Consider the following 21,158-nt stretch of genomic DNA (forward strand, 5'->3'; position numbering starts at 1 on the left):
CAGGTTTTTTTTATACCTTTGCCAAATGGAAAAAACTACCCAAATTTATGGTATTAGAGCTATTATAGAAGCAATAAATGCTAACGAAGCTCTAGATAAAATTTTTGTTCAAAAAGGATTAAAAGGAGATCTTTTTAGAGAGCTAGAAAATTTAGCCAGAAAAAAAGGAATAACAATTTCTTATGTACCTGTTGAAAAACTTAATAGGTTAACAAAAAATAACCACCAAGGTGTAGTTGCAAACATATCTCCTATTACGTTTCATAATTTTGAAGAATTGGTAGAAGCGGTAATTGAAAGAAAAGAAACTCCTCTTTTTTTACTTTTAGACCAATTGTCTGATGTACGTAACTTTGGTGCCATTATTAGAACAGCAGAATGTACTGGTGTAGATGGCATTATTATACAGAAAAAAGGTGCTGCTCCGGTAACAGCAGATACCATAAAAACTTCTGCTGGCGCTGCTTTTAAAGTACCAATAGCTAAAGTTAACCATATAAAAGATGCTGTACATTATCTGCAAGCATCTGGCGTTAAAATTATTGCTGCATCAGAAAAAACTGAGAACACAATTTACGATGTTTCTTTTAAAGAAGCTTCTGCAATTATTATGGGTTCTGAAGATGTAGGTATATCTCCATCAATATTAAAAGCTGCAGACCATACCGCTAAATTGCCATTATTGGGAGAAATAGAATCGTTAAATGTATCTGTTGCTTGTGGTGTATTTTTATATGAAGCTGTAAGGCAACGTTTAGGTTAAAATACTCCTACTACTCTTCTGTTTTCTTTTTAAAGTGATACGTTATATTAATTGGACTTGTAGTATCTAACTCAGGCTCATCTTCTGGTTTAGATTCTATAAAATTACCATTCTCATCAAAATGACGTAAAAATTCGTCTGCGTCCTCATTATAGTTGTCCTCTTCCCAAGCATACTTTTTGGGTTTAGGAATATCTGCTTTTAAAAAATATGCAAAAACCAAACCTGTAACAAATCCTCCTAAATGGCCTTCCCAAGAGATACCTTCTTTTATTGGTAAAATATACCAGAGCATACTACCGTAAACAAATACAACAAATAAAGAAAGTGCAATTAACCTAAAGTGTTTAGCAAAAACACCTTTAAAAAATATAAAACTAGCTAGTAAATATATAACTCCACTTGCTCCAATGTGGTAAGATGGTCTACCAATTAACCACGTAATTAAGCCAGATAATAGTGTACCGTAAAACAAAACTTTAAAAGCAACGGGCTTGTAAAAATAAACTAGAGCCGCACTAAGCACTACCAATGGTAAAGTATTACTATAAAGGTGCTTTAAAGATCCGTGTATAAACGGACTAAAAAGTATACCTTTAAGTCCGCTTAAGGTTCTTGGATACACTCCAAAATTATTAAAATTTATTTTAAATTGTAGCTCTACCCAATAAACTGTCCAAATACTTAGCACAGCTATTATAGGCACTAATAGCACCGAATTAGAAAATTTAAAGTAATTATTGTCTGTCATTAACACTAATTTACTACAATAACGCAATCATTTAGCCAAAAAATATAAATCTGCTAAATTGTCATTTAGATTCTTTTTATTTTTGTGGTATGAACGAGCCCTTAGCAGAACGAGTAAGACCAAAAACGTTATCAGAATATGTGAGTCAGACTCACTTGGTTGGAGATAATGGTACCTTAACACACCAAATTAAAAGGGGTATTTTGCCCTCGTTAATACTTTGGGGGCCTCCTGGTACCGGAAAAACTACTTTAGCAAACATAATTGCTAATGAAATAGACAGACCTTTTTACACTTTAAGTGCTATTAGCAGTGGTGTAAAAGATGTTAGAGAGGTTATTGAAAAGGCTAAAAAAAGTGGCGGATTATTTACTACAAAAAATCCTATATTATTTATTGATGAGATTCATAGATTTAGTAAATCTCAACAAGATTCTTTATTAGCTGCTGTAGAAAAAGGTTGGGTAACACTAATTGGAGCCACAACAGAAAATCCTAGTTTTGAGGTGATACCAGCACTTTTAAGTAGATGCCAAGTATATATATTAAAACCTTTTGATAAGCACGATTTAGTAGCTTTACTTGAACGTGCAATACGACAAGACACACAACTACAAAAGAAAACAATTCAGCTAAAAGAAACTGAAGCCTTATTAAGACTCTCTGGTGGTGATGGTAGAAAATTGTTAAATATGTTTGAACTAGTTATTAATTCTGAAAACACAGAAGATGTGGTTATTACAGATGAATTGGTACTTAGCAAGGTTCAAAAAAATACTGTTTTATATGACAAAACAGGTGAACAACATTATGATATTGTTTCTGCCTTTATAAAATCTATTCGTGGTAGCGACCCTAACGGTGCTGTATATTGGTTGGCTCGTATGATTGAAGGTGGTGAGGATGTAAAATTTATTGCACGCAGAATGCTTATTGCTGCATCAGAAGATATTGGCAATGCCAACCCTACTGCTTTAGTAATGGCAAATACTACTTTCCAAGCTGTTAGTACAATTGGTTACCCAGAAGCCAGAATTATACTTAGCCAATGTGCTATATATTTAGCTACATCTGCTAAAAGTAATGCTAGTTATGCCGCTATAGGTAAGGCTCAACAGGTAGTTAAACAAACCGGAGATTTATCTGTACCACTTGCATTGCGCAACGCACCAACAAAATTAATGAAAGATATTGGTTATGGTAAAGACTACCAATATGCCCACAATTATGAAAATAACTTTGTTGCAGCAGAATTTTTACCTGATGAGTTATCAGGTAGCTCTTTTTACATTCCTGGTAATAATAACCGAGAACGAACTATTAAAGAATTTTTAAAAAATAGATGGAAAGATAAATATGAGCTTTAGAATTAAAACTTTATGTTTAATTCTTTAGATTGTAATTTATCCCCTTGGTAATACTCAAAAAACCACTTACCGTTTTTAGACACCACCATTCCGTTAATATCATTATTAGTGGCCAAAAATACATTTTGTACTGTAGTTTTATACATTTTGTATTCAATTTTTGGAGTACTATCTACCAATTGGTAACCATTGGTAATCTGTTGCGCATATAAAACACCTTCTAGAACAGACTCTTCTGCTTTGGCAGCTGCAACAACTTGTTTTTTAACTGGAGTTACTACTGTTTCTTTTTCTTCAACCTTTTTAACATCATCTTTATAACTTACAACCAAAGTTTGATTGTTTTGTTTTTCTGGCTGCTTAGGAGTGTAATTATAACTTATAGTATTAAAAGATTTAAAAGCGTTTCTAATAGCCTCACTATATGCTTTTTGGTATTCTTTTTGTTTACTTTTAGCTACTGTAGTTTTAAAAACTTGATCTGCGTTACAATCTTTTAAAAGTAAACCAGCTTTGGTAGTAAACATATTAGACTCATCTTTTAAATCTACAGTTAAACCTAAGCATCTGTTAGATTTTAAATCTTGAGGCATGGCATCATCATACACAACATCATAGCCCTTTTTATCAAACAAAAATTTAACCAATGCACTAGTTCTATATTGGTCTTCTTCTTTAAAAGCATTAAATTTTTTAGGTACAATTATATATTTATACTCGTCAAAATTTTGAGCTGATAAAAAAAATGAACACATAAAAATTGTGCTAAAAAGTAACTGTTTCATAAGGCTAAAATAAATTTAACGCCAAGATATAACATTAATTCCTAATTGAAAAGATGCGTATTGCGAAGCTGCCAAATTTTTGTAACCAATTAAATTATCTGCCATTGCATATAGGTTTACTGGGCCTAAGTTTAAATTTGCACCAAAACCAATATTTGTAGCAGAGTATTTATCTACCGTATAAGTTGTTTTTAAGCTAACAGTTTTGCCAAAATTTCTTTGGTAAAAACCTGTTAAAGCAACCTGTGGCCCTCGTGGTCTGTTAATTACATATAACTGTCCGCCAACCGCATTAGGAAAACCTAAACTACCTTTACTTCCTCCTGCTTTACAGTCACAGTCCCTCATACTTCTATTTTGTTCTCCAAAATTATAACGTATAGAGCCATAAAGTTTAGTTGGTCTAAAGCTTATATAGGAATCCTGATTTTCTTCATAAGGAATTAAACCATCTACTTCATCTACTAGTTCTTGCCAAAAATCTCTTGACGGATCTGCCAAAGCATCTGGTAAAATTACCTCTACTCCTTCTACAGTTGCTTGTCCTTTTAAAGTATAGTTTCTAACATCTGTAGAATTCATTATAAATCCAAGGTCTAAAATACTTGCAGTAACTGTTGTATTTCTGTTTAATTGGTATGTAAAACCTACATCTACACCCACACCTAAATCACCTCCAAGCAAGCCTCTTTTTGTTAAAACACCACCAACACCTGTACCATCATCATTAGCATCTTTTATACTATTTAAACCAGATGTTTGTAATTTCATATCTGCAACTAAAGTAGAAGCCAACAAATTATTTTCTCCTGGAGTAGTAACAAAATACCCTTTGTTTCTGGTAGATTTAAATGAAAAAATACTTGAGTATAGTTTAGCTCTTGCACCAACTATTAACTTATTATTTACACGCTTATTTATTCCAAAATGAAAAACATTTACCATTTCTCCTCTTGTTTTTAGGTGAGACAAATCAAACCTCTGATTTAGTCTGTCCGCATTTCCTTCAAAACCTAATATAGCATAATCTTTAAACCAATAACCAATGGCATCACCTTCATTATAAATACCAAAGGAGTAAAAATTATCTGGATTTTTTTTACTTCTAAATCCAACATTTAAAATTTCTAAATGGTAGGTTCCACTTAAATCATCAGATGGTTTCATACCGTATAAGGCACGCTCTCTAATTTTATCATTAATATCTAAACCATCGTTAGCAAAAAAATCGTTTACAGATGCTCCACTAGAGCCCGCCTGAAATGATATACCCGATAATAAAGGTATACCCACATACATATTTAAACCTGTTTCTATACCAGGGTTTAAAAGCATGGATTGTGGCACCTCTTTAAAATCGTACATTATTTGTTTATTCTGCGCAAAACCAAAAAAAGTGTACGCAAAAAATAGTAACATTACATACCTGTATATCATCTTACACCTATTTTTAATTTAGCACTAGATCTAAAAATTAACTTAGGATCTGCATTACTAGACACACTTGAGTTATCCCCTAAATTTTGAGCAGACAAACGTAAGGCAGATGTATTTCTTATAATATCTAATGGTTTACCTGTACCACCATACAAAACATCTAGATCTGTAGTGGTGGCAGATTCTGCTGCAATATTTAAAACCGTTGTATCTAAAACATTACCGCCATCATCTATTAATTCTATAATAACGCTAACAGGCTTACTAGTTGTATTTTCTAGTTGATAGGTAATTGTACACTCCAGTACATTATCGGAGATATAATCTTCACTAAATGCATCAAAATTAAAATCGTTTGTATAAAAACCAGCTGGATCTGGATTGGTATTTATTAAATCTTCCGTAGTTTCAAAATAAAATATACTAGCTTCTACTGTTGGTTCTATTATTATATCATCGGTCTGGTTAAAGTCTTGTTCATCTATACAAGATACAAATGAGAAGCACAAAAATAGAACACCAAATAAATAGTGGGGAATTTTCATTATAGAATGGTTCTTTAATATTTGTAATTTAATAACTCTATAAATAGTTTTTTATTTCATCTAAAGAGTTAATTATACTACAATGATTATGAATTGGTTCTTGATGAGTATTAAAATGGAGTGCATGGAAACCAACAGATTGGGCTCCTAATATATCTGCTTCTAAGCTATCTCCAATCATTAAAGATTGTTCTGCTGATACATTCGCTTTTTGCAGTGCCAGTTTAAAAATATAAGGATCTGGTTTTTTTACACCTGCCATTTCTGAGTCTATTATAACATCAAAAAAGGTATGTAACTTAGCGTTTCTAATTTTTTTATTTTGAACTTCCTGAAAACCATTTGTAATAATGTGTAGTTTATAATTTGGTTTTAGATGCTGTAAAATTTCAACAGCATAAGGAAATAAGTGGTTGTACAAAGACAAATGATTAATATACTCTGCTGCAAGTAAATTAATTTCTGCATCTGTTGCTTTATAATTTATTGTATTAAAAGTGGTTTGTAAACGCTGAAAACGCAAATCTTCCTTGGATATTTTTTCTTCTCTAAATAACTTCCAATATTGATGATTAATTGGCACGTATGCAGCTAAAAAATCTTTAACTTTTACACCAATTTTATTATCTTCTAATATTTTGGTAAACGTTAGAGCAGAGTTTTTTTCAAAATCCCATAAGGTATGGTCTAAGTCAAAAAAAACATCTGTAACTATTTCTTTATACATTGTATTTTTTTAGTATTGTTTCGTAAATATTCATCCAATTAAAGCGCTGTGTACCTCCTAATAACTCATTAGAAAATATGGTAACTAATTTACCATTAACTTTATGCAATTGAAGATATAAGGCATCTAATTTTTCAAATATTGCTTTTTCGTTCTTTAAAGTTATTAGTGAGTAATTGTGTACTGCAAACGGATGAATTTTTATAGGTTGTTGGGACTCCAAATGTATATCATAAAATGAAAACGGAGAACAAGTACCAGCTCTAAAACCAATACAATGTGTATAACCCATTGTAAAATCTTCTCTAAAATCTGCTTCAACCAAAGCTTTGTAAGTTGCAGGCACTTCTACCCTATTGTACCTAAAACGCACATACTTAATTGGTCTGTTAATTACCGCTGCTAATTTGCGTTTTTCTTCTTTTAAAATTTCTAGGTTAGAAAAAGAATTATATGATGCTGCTAGGGACACAACACTATAATCTGCTACAGATTTAATTAGATATTTAAACTTATTGTTTGTTGTAGACACGTTTTTATCGAAAGTAGAATAATCTGCAAACTGAAAAAAGAACATACTTTTTACTTTGTTTGCTTTGTGCAAATTTATAAGGTAATCAAAATTATTGTAGGGATCTTTTTTAGGATTAAACCATACAGATACTCTCTGAAAAACACGTTTAATTTTTAAGGTAAAAACATCTAACAACAAACCACCCAAGCTACGCATAACACCTCTATGAGCAAAACAATGAGACGTGGTTACATCTATTATAGATGTGTATTGGTAAGTTCGTTTTTTATGTTCTAAATCTGGAAATTGCTTAAGCAAAGCATCTAATACCTTGTACATCCAAATATCTACCACAGGCTTGTCTAAAAAACTATGTTTATACGCCATGCTATCTTTTACAGGATACCTACCGTGCTCGTCTTTTACGTGTGGCAAATACTCCTCGTACCTAGTAATTAAATAAAAACTTGCGGCAAAAACATCAAACGGAATATTACTACGCTCTCCTGTTGCAAAAAAACAAGGTGTACCATCCCAATCTCCAATATTAATTTCTAAATCTGTTATACCCTGTTGGTAAAGTAAATCATTACTACGTATAAAAAACTCATTTTGTAATGGTTGTTTACTATAGGTTATTTTTGCTCCAGAATGCTTTATAAAATCTTCTACCTTTGTAGTTAGTGTAACCTCTATACCCAGAATTTTACCAAATAGATGTTTCATTATATATGTGAAACGTGGCGTTATTTTATGTGTGTAGATTAGTAACATTATGGATTTTAGCGATTTATATTTTTTAGATTATTTTTTACAATAAATTATCATCTGCAAAGCTAAAGTATTCTCTTTGAGTAATTATAATATGGTCTAAAACTTTCATATCTAAAGCAGCTGCTGCATTTTTTAATTTTTCTGTTATTTGCTTATCTGCGGTACTTGGCTTTAACCCACCAGACGGATGATTATGCGCTAAAATTAAGCCAATTGCACCAATTTCTAAAGCTTGCTTAAGCACCAACCTAACGTCTACCAAAGTACCAGTAATACCTCCTTTACTTAGTTGCGCTTGGTGTATTACCTTATTGGAGTTGTTAAGGTAAATAATCCAAAATTCTTCATGGGGCAACTCCCCTAAAATAGGTTGCAGTAAATTAAAAACATCTTTACTACTGCCTATTTTTTCTATCTTTTTAGCTTCTTCTCCTCTTCTGCGTCTTCCTATTTCTAGAGCAGCGGTTATGGTAATTGCTTTAGCTTCTCCTATACCTTTAAACTGCATAAGCTGGTTTATTGATAGTTTACCAAGGTCGTTTAAATTATTATTTACAGAGCCAAGTATTCTTTTAGATAATTCTACAGCGCTTTCATCTCTACTTCCAGATCCTATTAGTATGGCAATAAGTTCTGCATCAGACAAAACAGATTTTCCTTTTTGCGCTAATTTTTCTCTGGGTTTATCATCGTTAGACCAATTCTTAATAGAAAAGGATTGTGGTTGGTTTTGCATTTGTTAAAGATAATAATCTTTAGTAACATACGTATTTGTGTATTAAAACGTTACTTTTATAAATAAGACATTACAATGAAAGAAATTCTGAATCAGCTTTATGAAATTGAACAAAAGAGTATAAAAAATAACATTACGTTATTTGACAGAAACCTAAAACGTTTATTTCATGATATTGAAGAGCAAGGTTTTTTTATAAAAAATCCGTTAGGAGAAAAATTTTCAGAATCCAGAACAGATATTGATGCTACCTTAATGAATAATATAGGTCCTGAATCTAAAATTACGAAGGTGTTAAAACCTATTATTTACAAAAAAGAGAATGACCAACTAATAATAATACAAAAAGGGGTAGCAATAGTAGAATAAACAAGTATGAAGACAATAAACTTTGGAATAGACTTAGGCACAACAAATAGTTTAATTGCTAAATATGAAAATGGAGTATTAGAGGTTTTTAAAAACCCTATTGGTCAAAAACAAACCCTTGCATCTGCTGTTGCCTTTAGGGGTAGTAGAATTTTAGTTGGAGATAAAGCTAGAGATTTATTAGAAAAAGACCCTTTAAATGTTTTTACTTGTTTTAAAAGAAAAATGGGTACTACAGACCGTTATTTTGCAAAAAGTATAAACAAAGATGTTTCTCCTATAGAGCTTAGTGCTTATGTATTAAAAGAACTCAAAAATTTTATACACACTGGGGAGGAGTTGCATGAGGCAGTTATTACAATACCTTCTTCTTTTGACACTATACAATCTAACGCAACAAAAACTGCTGGCCAAGAGGCTGGTTTTAAAAATGTATATTTACTGCAAGAACCTATTGCTGCTAGTTTAGCATTTGCCAATAAAAATAATTTAGAGCTAAACGAAACAAAAAAATGGCTTATTTACGATTTTGGCGGTGGTACTTTTGATGTTGCCTTGTTAGAGATTAACGAGAGAGAAATGAACGTTTTGGATAATGAAGGAGATAATTTTTTAGGAGGTATGGATATAGACAACCTAATTATTGAAAAACTTCTTGTTCCAAAATTAGAGCCCATTTTAAATGAAACTAAACTTTGGGATAAATTTAAAGAACCTAATAACCCTTTACAAAAACTATATTTTGAACTTTTATTTAGAGCAGAAGAAGCAAAAAAAGAACTCTCTAGGTTTGAAACCACAGAAATAGATATAGATTACCCAGAAAAAGACATTTATACCAGCATAGAGGTTACCAGAGATAGTTTTAACAACTTACTTACCCCATTAGTAGAACACACTATTAATTTTTGCAAAAAAATACTGAATAATAATAACCTTATAAGTACAGATATAGAAAAAATTATTATGGTAGGTGGCAGCACACTTATACCCTATGTTAGAGAACAAGTAGAAAAAAACTTAAATATTACAATAGATACCAGCGTAGATCCTACTGCTGCCGTAGGTATTGGCGCTGCATATTATGCAGGCTCTAAAATTTCGGCATTAAAACCAGAGGATATAAAACCACCTACTACCAACCAAACGGAAGTTAGTACTAGTACACAACCTTTGGTAAATTTAATTTTTGAAAAAAACACAAAAGATACAGAAGAGCTTTTAGCTTTTAAATTAAATTCCTCTTTACAAGGATTTTACAGAGTTATAAGAAAAGATGGTGGATTTGATACTGGACTTGTTACCTTACAAAATAATGTTAATGTATTTGTAGATTTATTAGAAGGACAAGTAAATAGCTTTAGTCTTAAAATTTACAACAGTAACCAAGATGTTGTTTACACCAATAATGACATCCACATAAACCAGGGTAAATACAATATACAGGGCCAATTATTACCTAACGACATTTGTTTAGAAATAGATGACATACAATATAATGTGACTAGACTAGAAGCTATTTTTAACAAAAATAGTGTTCTTCCTCTAAAAAAAACGATATACAAATCGGCTTCTAAAACTATTTTAAAAGATAGTGATGACAAACTACAAATAAATATTGTAGAAGGAGATGGCAATGGACTACCTAGTTCTGGACTATCTATAGGTTATATAGAAATTACAGGAAAAGAACTAGAACAAGATTTAATTAAGGGTACAGATATAGAATTAAACATTTCTGTATCTGAATCTAGAGATATTGATGTAGATATATTTTTAACAAGTTGTGACCAAGAATTTAGCAATTCTTTTAAGCCCACAGAAAGGTACATCAGCAATTCTAAAATGGAAAATGAAATTAGAGTTGTTATCCAAAAAATTGAAAGAGAAATTGCAAAACCTGAAAATGCAGAAAACTATGAGCTTTTGCAAAAATTTAAAAACATAGAACATGCATTAATTGAGCTACAAATAGAATTAAGTTTATTGGTAGATAATGATGTTACAGATGCTAAATTTAAAATAGACAACCAAAAAAGAAGCTTAATACAAAAATATGATTTGCTTACTAGGCATAAAGAATTAGATAATGACATAGAAGAATACAAAAACAATGTTTTAGCTGTTAAACAAGTGTTGACAGAATCTGGCAGTGAATATTATATGGCAGAATTAAACAAAGTTATAGCTAATGAAAAAACATTTATAAACTCTGGAAATAAGTACCTAATACGTTCTAAAATTGAAGAGCTAAGAGTTATTAGAAATGCAATTTTTACAGCAGATGATTCTAATTTTATTGGTCCATTTTTTCATTATAAAACATTAGATAATTATCCAGACCAGCAAAAAGCGAATATACTAATTGCAGAAGGTGATAAAGCTTTAGAAAACAAACAATATAAAGTTGTTAAACAAGTAGTGTACCAACTTGCTAGTATGTTACCAGATGACAAACCAAAAACATCATTTAACAACCAAGACAAAACAGGATTAAGCTAATACATAAATAAAAAAGCGGTTAAGTAAAACTCTTAACCGCTTTTTTTATTCCTGTATTAGTAAAGGCTTATTTAATACTACCTTCTTTATACTTTATATCTACAAAATCTACACCAAATATACTAATGTTAATTTGTGGTTTTAAGCCCAATTCTTCAATTAAAAAATTCTTATTAAAATATTTTTTAGCTGTTTTAGATGAAGTTTTAAAATACCCTCTTGGCTCTTGTAAATCTTCTGTATTATAACTTCCGCTTACTTTATAAAAGTCTTGGCCCATATAAAAATAAAGTGTATCACCCTCATCATGTAGGTTTATAACAACAGAATCATCACTTTTTATAAATGTAGCCTGATCCCTTTGTAAACCAAAATTTGATGTAAACAAAAACATATCTTCATCGCTCTTATTATTTACTGTTACCTCATAACCATTTAAAGTACTATTATATATACCCTTAAATAAATCTGGATAAGGATTATCTCCTGTATCAAAATTTAACAAACGTACATTACGGTTGCCTTCAGCATTTTTAAACATATTTTTAAAAAATATAGATTTATCTTTTTCCCAAACACTAGTACTTGGGTTAGTATATCTATTTCTTGGTCCACCTATAACAGTTTCCTCAACTACTTCTAACTCTTCAACCTCAGGAGGCAAAATTTTATGTGGCACTGTGTGGTAGTATATATCTGTAAAAACAATATTATCATCATAAACAACAATATTTGGGTCTGCGCCTAAGCTATCTATCACGTATTTATTTTTTAAAAAGCTTAGTTCTTTTTCATTTACACTTTTAAAGTACTTTTTACTAGCACTTAATTTTGTAGATGATCCATAGGTTTCTCGATTTAAACTTTCGTTACCCACAAAATCATCACCCATATAAAAAACCAATTCTTCTAAGTAATTTTTATTCATTATTTTAAAAGAGTCATTAGGTCTTGTATAAGCCGCATAATCCGGTTTTATAACTTTAAAATGCTCAAAAAGAATAAAAGGTCTAGTCCTTTTATTTAGTACTTTAATAAAATCGCCAGACCTTAGACCTTCATTACTCTTAAAAGAAGCTGAGTACGGTGTAGTTCCAGATTTTATAATTATTTTGTTATTTATATCTAAACTATCATTTTCTGCTTTATGTATTAAATCTGAGTAAAATGCTGTTTTATCATCCTCATAAGAAAACTCTAACGTAGGAATTTTATAATTAGGAGAACTGTATGTAGAGTAATTTGATGATGATGATGATGATGAGGATGTAAAAATGCGTCCCACTCTAACCAAAAAAATAACAATTCCTATAACTATTGCAATAGTTTTTACACCCGAAGATGATGATCCTTTGCTTTTTTGAGCTTCTTTACTAGTAGAATATTTTGTTTGTGATACCCAATGTTGGCTTCCTACGTGGTTAGCTATTTTTACATAATAATCTTTGGTTTCTTGGCTAGCTACCTCTATTAATTTAAAATTCCGAAATGCCCGCTGTACACTTGGGAACTCTCCATAAATATTTTTTGTAATGTTATAATAATCTATCATGGCATTTACATAGTCTGTTTTAGACTTTGTAATTACACCTAAAGAAACTGTATTTAATAGGTAAATATATGTTTTATAAGCTATCTCTGGACACCTACTTATTAAATCTCCATTAGCAGATATTTTTACCTTTTCTGTAATAATATCCGCCTGTGCTTTAATATATCTATAGTAAATGCTTAATAAATTATCTGTAAAAAGTTCTTTGTGCTGCATTGCCTTAATAATGGTATCGTATTTTTTTGCAGCAAAATCCTTTTTTACCATCTTCATAAAATAAGCTTCAAAATAAGGTTCTAAAAACTCTTTTATGTTTGGGGTATTAGCTAATAAAACAGCATCTACAATAAATGTTTTTTCTCCATTATCTTTTCCTGTGGTAATAAACTCTTTTAAGTATCTGTGCTTTTCTATAAAATAAACAGATTTTTTTTGCTCATCGTTAGATAACTGTTTTACAATACTACTAACTTGCTCTGGATTGTAGGCATTTGCACCAGTTTGTAGTCTTTGTACTTTAAGTGTTTTTTCTAGTCTAATAATTCCTCGGTTATCCAAGTTCATAAGTTCGTCTAGAGATAATCCTAAAAGGTCTACAGGTGAAATATACATAAGCAAGTTTAGATATTATTTTAACGAAAAAATCTAAACTTTATGATGTATTTACCTAAAAAAGAAAAAAATACTACTTTATAAGTGTCTTAAAATCATTTAAATCTAAACCACCATAGTTACCAGAGCTCATAAACAAAACAACAGAATTGCTATAATCTTGGGCATAAACAAGATCTTTAAAAGCAGCTGCATTTGTTAAAATTTGTAGATCATCTCTTTTAAAAGCATCTTTTATTTGTTGTGGACTAACCGGATCTAATTTTTTAATGGCTACAGATTCTGGAATATAAAATACAACTGCTACATCTGCTGCATTTAATGCTCCTTTATATTCTTTTAAAAACTCTGGGTTAAAACTACTATAGGTATGTAACTCTAAAAAGGCAATTAATTTTCTGTTTGCATATTGCTCTTTTACAGCTTTTGTAGTGGCAGCCACTTTACTTGGCGAGTGCGCAAAATCTTTATAAGCAACACAACTTTTACTTTCTGCAATTTTCTCTAGCCTTTTAGAAGCTCCTTTAAACGTTGCTATTGCCTCGTAAAAATCGTCCTCATCTATTCCTATATTTTGGCAAATCCATTTTGCCCCAGCTAAATTACTTAGGTTGTGTTTCCCAAAAACTTCTATTGGCATTGGACCTTCTGGGGTTTCTAATAAGGTTACACCATCTTCAATAGTATAATCTGGGGTAGAATAGCCTAACTTGCGTATTGGATTTTCAGATGCTTCTACAACATCTACAACAGTAGCATCTTCTTCATTAAAAGTGATGCTTCCACCTTTAACAATGCTATCTACAAAAATTTTAAACTGCTCTACATAATTTTCTAACGTAGGAAAAACGTTAATATGGTCCCACGCAATTCCGCTTAACAAAGCAATATTGGGCTTGTATAAATGAAACTTTGGTCGCCTATCTATAGGAGAAGACAAGTACTCATCTCCCTCTAAAATTATAAAGTCGTTTTCTTCTGTTAAATGCACCATTCTATCAAAACCATCTAATTGTGCACCAACCATATAATCTACTTCTCTGCCGTGGTAATTAAGCACGTGCAAAATCATAGATGTAATTGTTGTTTTACCGTGACTACCACCAATAACAACTCTTGTTTTATTTTTACTTTGCTCGTATAAAAACTCGGGATAAGAATAAATGGTTAGTCCAAGTTCCTTAGCTTTTAAAAGCTCCGGGTTGTCTGCCTTTGCGTGCATACCTAAAATAACTGCGTCTAAGTCTGCAGTAATTTTATCTGCAAACCAACCAAAAGAATTGGGTAGTAAACCTTTAGCTTCTAACCTACTTTTAGAAGGTTCAAAAATAACATCGTCACTACCTGTAATTGTGTATCCTTTATGTTCTAAGGCTAATGCCAAATTGTGCATTGCACTTCCACCAATGGCTATAAAATGAATTTTCATACGTAAAATTATTGCCGTAAAGATAACAATACAAATAGGTTTAAAAAAAATAAACACTACTCACTATTACACGGAAAATTGGGATGTAAAAAAATTTTTATGGCATTACTTTTGCCTTACATAGAGGAGTTTACTCACTAAAAAGGTAAGTTAACGCATTCTTAATTGCACAAGTGTGCTATAAAGCTCAATTTTGTTAGTACATTTAATGGTAATTTAGATTTAAAATCTTAACAAGATAACATACAAGTAATGAAAAACTTAACTTCTATTATAGTTCTAATTTTATTTGCAAACATAGCAATGGCACAAGAAAACAACAGTTTTAACGCACTTTGGAAAACCGTAGAAAAGCACGAGAGCTCCTCTATGACCAAATCTGCCCTAGAAACAGTGCAGGCAATTGCTGCTAAGGCAGAAAAAGAAGGCAACTCGCCACAAAAAGTAAAGGCCCTGTTGTACATTTCTAAATATGCAATGGTATTAGAAGAAGATGCTGTGTTGTCTATTATAAATAATTTTAAATCTGAAATTGCTAAAAGTGATTCTCCAACAAAAAACGTTTTACACAGTTATTTAGCTAATTTATATTTACAATATTTTAAACAAAATAGATATAGATTTTACAATAGAACTACAACTGAAGCTAAAGTAGATAGTGTAGATTTTAGAACTTGGGACTTAACTACTTTATTTTATGAAATTGACACACATTTTAAGGCATCATTAGAAAATAGTAGCACAATACAAAACATAAAAGTAACTGAATTTGACTTGTTATTAAACAACAGAAAAGATTCTGAAATATACAGGCCTACCTTGTTTGACCTTTTATCTCATACTGCATTAGAGTTTTATAAAACAGATGAAAGTAGCATTACAAGACCTGCTGATAAGTTTGAGATTGATGACCAAAATATGCTTTGTAGTGGTACAGATTTTATTAGCTTACCTATTAACCAAGACGATAAAACATCATTAAAAGCTAGAGCCTTAAAAGTATATCAAAATTTATTAGATTTTCATAAAAACGATGCTTCACCAGAGGCTTTTGCTGAAGTAGATTTAGAACGTTTAAATTTTGTATTCGCAAATGCTGTTTTTTTAGAGAAAGATAAATACTACTTATCTACCTTAAAAAAAATGGTTAACGTATTTAAAAGCAATGCCGTTTCTGGTTTATACAATTACTATATTGCTACTTACTACAACAACCTAGGAGATGCATACCAACCAAATAGCGTAGAGCAAGAAAACAAATGGAAAAAAAATGATGCTATTAAAGTTTGTGAAACTGTAATAGCAAAATTTCCTAAAAGTAGGGCTGCAAAAATGTGTGCCGACCTAATTACATCAATAAAAAGGAGCCAGTTAAGCATAACTACAGAAAGCTACTTACCAACCAACAAACCATCTAAAGTACTGGTTAATTATAAGAATGTAGACGATTTAAATTTTACAGCATATACCGTTTCTAACAAGCAATTACGTACCATAGATACCATTTATGAAAATGATAAAAAGCTACAGTATATAAAAAAACTTAAAAGCGTAAAAACTTGGAAATCTAAATTAAAAAACGAAAAAGATTACCAAAATCATTCTACTGAAGTTATTATACCAAACCTAAATGTAGGTCAACTACTTATACTTGCACAGCCTTCTAAATTAACAAAAACATACGGATATAGCACCATACAAGTTACAGACTTGGCTGTTGTAAACAGCACTACAGATACAGCAGATTATTTTCAGGTAGTAAACAGAGCAAATGGTAAGCCTATTGCTAATGCAAGTGTTAAGTTTGAGTACCACAAAACATATGATGATCCTGTGCAACACGCTAAATTTAAAACCAATAGTTTAGGCATAGTTACCATTAATAAAACTAAAGAAAGATGGCGTAATATAAAACTAAAGGTTAGTAGTAATGATGATTACGCTACATTTGGTACGTATAATGTATACACTAAATCTAACAGAAATAGCACTGCAGACTATAATAATGCCTTTTTATTTACAGACCGTAGTATTTATAGACCAGGACAACCTGTTTATTTTAAAGGGATAGCAGTACAGCAGAAAAACAATAAATCTGATGTATTAGAAAACATTACGTTTAAAGTAACCTTAAAAGATGTAAACTACCAAGCTGTAAAATCTTTAGAATTAACTACAAATAAATACGGCTCTTTTAGCGGTGAATTTATATTACCAAGCAATGGCTTAACAGGTAATTTTACTATAGAAGCAATTTCTACTAGTAACAAAATAAATAACACCAGTTATTTTTCTGTAGAAGAATACAAACGACCTAAATTCACAACAACATTTAAACCTGTTACAGAGATCTACAAGGTTAATGATATGGTAACGGTAAACGGTACAGCCAATGCTTTTGCTGGTAGCACAATTACTGATGCTAAAGTTGTTTACACCGTAAAAAGGTTGGTTAGATATCCTAACTGGTATTATTGGAGAGTGCCCTACTATAATAGCACACCACAAGAAATTAAACACGGGGAAACTAAAACAGATGCTAATGGAAACTACCAAATAACATTTAAGGCTATACCAGAAAAAAGTGTAAATAAAGATAACTCTCCTATTTTTAATTATGAAATTACTGCAGATGTTACAGATATTAATGGCGAAACAAAAAGTACAACAACTGTAGTTAATGTTGGTTACCATAGTTTAAATGCCACTATAAATGTAAGCTCGCAAATAGATAAAACTAAAAAAGACAGCGTATTATATGTTAATACTGCTAACTTAAACGGACAGTTTACTGCCGCAAAAGGGTCATTAAAAATATACAAATTACAAGCACCTAAAAATGTAAAACGCAGTAGACCTTGGTCTGCTCCAGATTACAAAATAGATGAAACTACGTTTAGCACAAACTTCCCTAACGAAATATACAAAAAGCAGCAACCAAGAGATTGGGACAAGGGGCCACTATTATGGAGCACTACTTTTGATACTGAAAAATCTTCTGTAATTAATTTGCCTACTATTAAAAAATGGGAATCTGGTAAGTATATTATTGAGCTAGAAGCTAAAGATAAATTTGGACAAACTGTTACAGACAAGGCAATAACAAGTTTATTTAGCAATACAGATAAAACTACAGCAGACAACGAACTTTTTGATATAAAAATCGACAAAAATAGTTACAGCGTTGGAGATAATGTAGAAGTTAAACTGTTATCTGCAGCAACACCTTTAAATGTTACTTTGTATATAGATAGAAATAACAAACCTATTGAAACAAAAATAATAACACTTAGTAACAGTTCTAAAACAATAAAAATACCAATTACTAAAGAAGATATAGGTGGCTTGTCTATTAACTACACTTTTACGGCTTACAATTCTTTTAAAAATGATAAAGTATATATTAATGTTCCACACCCAAGTACATCATTAGAAATAGAAACAGTAACTTTTAGAGATAAAATACAACCTGGTACAGATGAAACTTGGAAATTTAAAATTAAAGGCTCTAAAGGAGATAAAGTTGCTGCAGAAATATTAGCAAGTATGTATGATGCTTCCTTGGATGAATTTAGAAGCCACAGTTGGTATTTTTACCCAATACACCATAAAAACCACTCTAATAACATAAGAAGTAGTGCTTACAAAAGTTTTTCTGAAGATTCGTTTACAGTCTATAATAATGAATTCTATGAGTATATATACCAAGGTCAAAATTATGACGCTTTTAATTGGTATGGGTTGTATATAGGTAACTCTTATTACAATCGTAGGTCTTTATCTGTAATGAGAAAATCTGCCTCACCTGTTGCTATGGAAATGGTTGCAGATGATAATGAAGAAATAGTTGTTGTAGAGGAAAGTGATTCTGGTGCTTTAGATGATGCTATGAGTAGTCCTGCAGAATCTAAAAAAGATAGTACTGCTCCTGCATCTGTTCCTTCTAAAAAAGAAGAAGTTAAGATTAGAAAAAACTTACAAGAAACAGCATTCTTTTTTCCTCATTTACAAACAGATAAAGAGGGTAATGTTTCATTTAATTTCACAACACCAGAAGCATTAACAAAATGGAAATTACAGTTATTAGCACATACCAAAAGTTTAGAAAGTGCTGTAACAACATTGCAAACAGTAACACAAAAAGAGCTAATGGTTATGCCAAATGCCCCACGTTTTTTACGTGAAGGAGACAAGCTTATTTTTAGTGCTAAAATTGCCAATATAACAGACAAAAATTTATCTGGCGCAGCCACTTTAGAGCTTAAAGATGCTGTTACAGGTAAAGATATTACAGCTACATTAATTACATCTACTACAAAAAATAATTTCTCTGTAGATGCAAAAGGCAACACTCAGGTTTCATGGACTATAGAAATTCCTAAAAATCTTCAGGCTGTACAATATACGGTTGTGGCCAAAGCAGGTAATTTTAGTGATGGTGAGCAAAACTTACTTCCGGTACTTACCGATAGAATGTTGGTAACAGAAACTTTACCAATGTGGGTAAAAAGTAATCAAACTAAAAAATTCAGCTTAGATAAATTAAAAAACAACACGTCTACTACTTTAACAAACCATAAATTAAGTTTAGAAATAACATCTAATCCTGCTTGGTATGCTGTACAAGCTTTACCGTATTTAATGGAGTATCCGCACGAGTGTAATGAGCAGCTATTCTCTAGATATTATGCAAATACATTAGCTAGCCATATTGCAAATAGCACCCCAAGAATACAAGAGGTTATTAAACAATGGGCAAATTCTGATGCTTTGTTAAGTAATTTAGAAAAGAACCAGGAATTAAAATCGCTTTTAATACAAGAAACACCTTGGCTAAGAGACGCACAGTCTGAGACGGAACAGAAAAAACGTATTGCATTACTTTTTAATTTAAATAAAATGAAAAGTGAGCAAGCTGCAGTTGTGCGTAAATTAGCAAATAACCAAACCAATAATGGTGGTTGGGCTTGGTTTAATGGAGGTAAAGAAAGTAGATATATCACACAGCATATTATTACTGGTTTTGGACATTTAAACACCCTAAAAGCATTAAATAATACTGATAAAGATGTAGATAAAATGATTAAAAAAGCGATTGCTTACTTAGATCAAGAATTTGTAAGTGAGTATGAGTATATGAAAAAGCATAGCTCTAACTTAAAAAGTGATCATTTAAGTAATATGCAGCTTCATTACTTGTATATGCGTAGTTTTTATCCGGATGTTAAAGCATCTAAAAAAACAAAAGAGGTTACTGAATATTACAGAGGACAAGCTAAAAAATATTGGAACAAACGTAGTTTATACAACAAAGGTTTACTTGCTTTAAGTTTATATAGAATGGATGAAGATGTTACTGCTAAAAAGATTTTAAAGTCTCTAAAGCAAAACAGCATAACTTCTGATGAATTAGGAATGTATTGGAAAGAAAATACCAACTCTTGGTATTGGTACCAAGCACCAATTGAAACTCAGTCGTTGTTAATTGAAGCTTTTGCTGAAGTAGAAAACGATACAGAAACAATAGATAATCTAAAAATTTGGTTGCTAAAAAATAAGCAAACCAACCAATGGAAAACCACAAAAGCTACCACAGAAGCTGTTTACGCATTGCTTTTACAAGGCAGCGATTGGCTTTCTGTTACAGATGCTGTAGATGTTTTGGTGGGAAATAAAAAAATAGATGCTAGTAAATTAGAAGATGTTAAAGTAGAGGCTGGTACTGGTTATTATAAAACAGCTTGGAGCGCTAAAGAAATAGAACCTAAAATGGCAGACGTACAAATTACCAAAAAAGGCAATGGTATTGCTTGGGGTGCTATGTACTGGCAGTATTTTGAAGATTTAGACAAAATTACATCTGCAGAAACGCCACTTAAATTATCTAAAAAATTATTCTTAAAAAAGAACACAAATACTGGTGAGCAACTATCAGAAATTACTAAAAACACAAAATTAGTAGTAGGTGATTTGGTTAAAGTACGCATAGAACTTAGAGCAGATAGACCAATGGAATTTGTACATATGAAAGATATGAGAGCCTCTGGACTAGAGCCTTTAAATGTAATATCTAGATACAAATGGCAAGACGGTTTAGGATATTATGAAAGTACAAAGGATGCAAGTACAAATTTCTTTTTTGATTATTTACCAAAAGGGGTTTATGTATTTGAGTATAATTTACGTGTAAATAATGCTGGTGATTTTAGCAATGGTATTACAACAATACAAAGTATGTATGCACCAGAATTTAGTAGCCATAGTGAGGGTGTGCGAGTTTCTGTTAACAAATAGT

14 protein-coding genes are annotated in these 21,158 nt (G+C 31.2%); 5 read left to right on the forward strand and 9 right to left on the reverse strand.

What is annotated here, in order from left to right:
• Nucleotides 1-25 precede the first annotated feature (25 nt).
• Nucleotides 26-763 (forward strand): 23S rRNA (guanosine(2251)-2'-O)-methyltransferase RlmB, encoded by a 738-nt coding sequence (gene rlmB / locus BFJ87_RS15680; RefSeq protein WP_077406787.1) that lies wholly within the window; start codon nucleotides 26-28, stop codon nucleotides 761-763.
• 10 nt (nucleotides 764-773) lie between these two features.
• Here rlmB and BFJ87_RS15685 read toward each other — a convergent pair whose 3' ends face one another.
• Entirely contained in the window at nucleotides 774-1,514 is a 741-nt protein-coding gene (locus tag BFJ87_RS15685; RefSeq protein WP_077406790.1) for a rhomboid family intramembrane serine protease, read from the reverse strand.
• Between the two features lie 89 nt (nucleotides 1,515-1,603).
• On the opposite strand from BFJ87_RS15685, the gene BFJ87_RS15690 reads away from it, so the two are divergent.
• The gene (locus tag BFJ87_RS15690; RefSeq protein ID WP_077406793.1) at nucleotides 1,604-2,881 is read left to right on the forward strand and encodes a replication-associated recombination protein A; all 1,278 of its coding nucleotides are present in this window, start codon (nucleotides 1,604-1,606) and stop codon (nucleotides 2,879-2,881) included.
• Nucleotides 2,882-2,883: 2 nt separating this feature from the next.
• On the opposite strand, the gene BFJ87_RS15695 is transcribed toward BFJ87_RS15690, so the two are convergent.
• Genes BFJ87_RS15695 through radC form a run of 6 tightly spaced genes read right to left on the reverse strand, consistent with a single transcriptional unit; the run spans nucleotide 2,884 to nucleotide 8,399 of the window.
• The gene (locus tag BFJ87_RS15695; RefSeq protein ID WP_139344267.1) at nucleotides 2,884-3,666 is read right to left on the reverse strand and encodes a hypothetical protein; all 783 of its coding nucleotides are present in this window, start codon (nucleotides 3,664-3,666) and stop codon (nucleotides 2,884-2,886) included.
• Between the two features lie 15 nt (nucleotides 3,667-3,681).
• Complete coding sequence (locus tag BFJ87_RS15700) at nucleotides 3,682-5,103, reverse strand: DUF5723 family protein (RefSeq protein WP_077406799.1); 1,422 nt, start codon at nucleotides 5,101-5,103, stop codon at nucleotides 3,682-3,684.
• On the reverse strand, nucleotides 5,100-5,648 hold the full coding sequence (locus BFJ87_RS15705) for a hypothetical protein (protein WP_139344268.1): 549 nt from the start codon (nucleotides 5,646-5,648) through the stop codon (nucleotides 5,100-5,102). The genes BFJ87_RS15700 and BFJ87_RS15705 overlap by 4 nt, the downstream gene beginning before the upstream one ends.
• 37 nt (nucleotides 5,649-5,685) lie before the next feature.
• Nucleotides 5,686-6,375, reverse strand: a complete 690-nt coding sequence (locus BFJ87_RS15710) for a YjjG family noncanonical pyrimidine nucleotidase (RefSeq protein ID WP_077406806.1) — start codon at nucleotides 6,373-6,375, stop codon at nucleotides 5,686-5,688.
• The gene (locus BFJ87_RS15715) at nucleotides 6,368-7,663 is read right to left on the reverse strand and encodes a polysaccharide deacetylase family protein (protein ID WP_077406809.1); all 1,296 of its coding nucleotides are present in this window, start codon (nucleotides 7,661-7,663) and stop codon (nucleotides 6,368-6,370) included. The genes BFJ87_RS15710 and BFJ87_RS15715 overlap by 8 nt, the downstream gene beginning before the upstream one ends.
• A gap of 37 nt (nucleotides 7,664-7,700) precedes the next feature.
• Entirely contained in the window at nucleotides 7,701-8,399 is a 699-nt protein-coding gene (radC, locus tag BFJ87_RS15720; protein ID WP_077406812.1) for a RadC family protein, read from the reverse strand.
• 75 nt (nucleotides 8,400-8,474) lie between these two features.
• On the opposite strand from radC, the gene BFJ87_RS15725 reads away from it, so the two are divergent.
• Nucleotides 8,475-8,768 carry a hypothetical protein gene (locus BFJ87_RS15725; RefSeq protein ID WP_077406815.1) on the forward strand — a complete coding sequence of 98 codons (294 nt, stop codon included), beginning with the start codon at nucleotides 8,475-8,477 and terminating at the stop codon, nucleotides 8,766-8,768.
• Between the two features lie 6 nt (nucleotides 8,769-8,774).
• Nucleotides 8,775-11,270 carry an Hsp70 family protein gene (locus tag BFJ87_RS15730; protein WP_077406818.1) on the forward strand — a complete coding sequence of 832 codons (2,496 nt, stop codon included), beginning with the start codon at nucleotides 8,775-8,777 and terminating at the stop codon, nucleotides 11,268-11,270.
• Nucleotides 11,271-11,337: 67 nt separating this feature from the next.
• On the opposite strand, the gene BFJ87_RS15735 is transcribed toward BFJ87_RS15730, so the two are convergent.
• Together BFJ87_RS15735 and BFJ87_RS15740 are read right to left on the reverse strand one after the other, a co-directional pair.
• The gene (locus BFJ87_RS15735; RefSeq protein ID WP_077406821.1) at nucleotides 11,338-13,434 is read right to left on the reverse strand and encodes a hypothetical protein; all 2,097 of its coding nucleotides are present in this window, start codon (nucleotides 13,432-13,434) and stop codon (nucleotides 11,338-11,340) included.
• A 73-nt stretch (nucleotides 13,435-13,507) separates the two neighbouring features.
• Nucleotides 13,508-14,863 carry a UDP-N-acetylmuramate--L-alanine ligase gene (locus BFJ87_RS15740; RefSeq protein WP_077407155.1) on the reverse strand — a complete coding sequence of 452 codons (1,356 nt, stop codon included), beginning with the start codon at nucleotides 14,861-14,863 and terminating at the stop codon, nucleotides 13,508-13,510.
• Between the two features lie 252 nt (nucleotides 14,864-15,115).
• Between BFJ87_RS15740 and BFJ87_RS15745 the strand changes: the two genes are divergently transcribed.
• Complete coding sequence (locus tag BFJ87_RS15745) at nucleotides 15,116-21,157, forward strand: alpha-2-macroglobulin family protein (protein WP_077406823.1); 6,042 nt, start codon at nucleotides 15,116-15,118, stop codon at nucleotides 21,155-21,157.
• Nucleotide 21,158: the final 1 nt, after the last annotated feature.

The organism is Cellulophaga omnivescoria (genome assembly GCF_001999725.1).
GTDB classification, from domain to species: domain Bacteria; phylum Bacteroidota; class Bacteroidia; order Flavobacteriales; family Flavobacteriaceae; genus Cellulophaga; species Cellulophaga omnivescoria.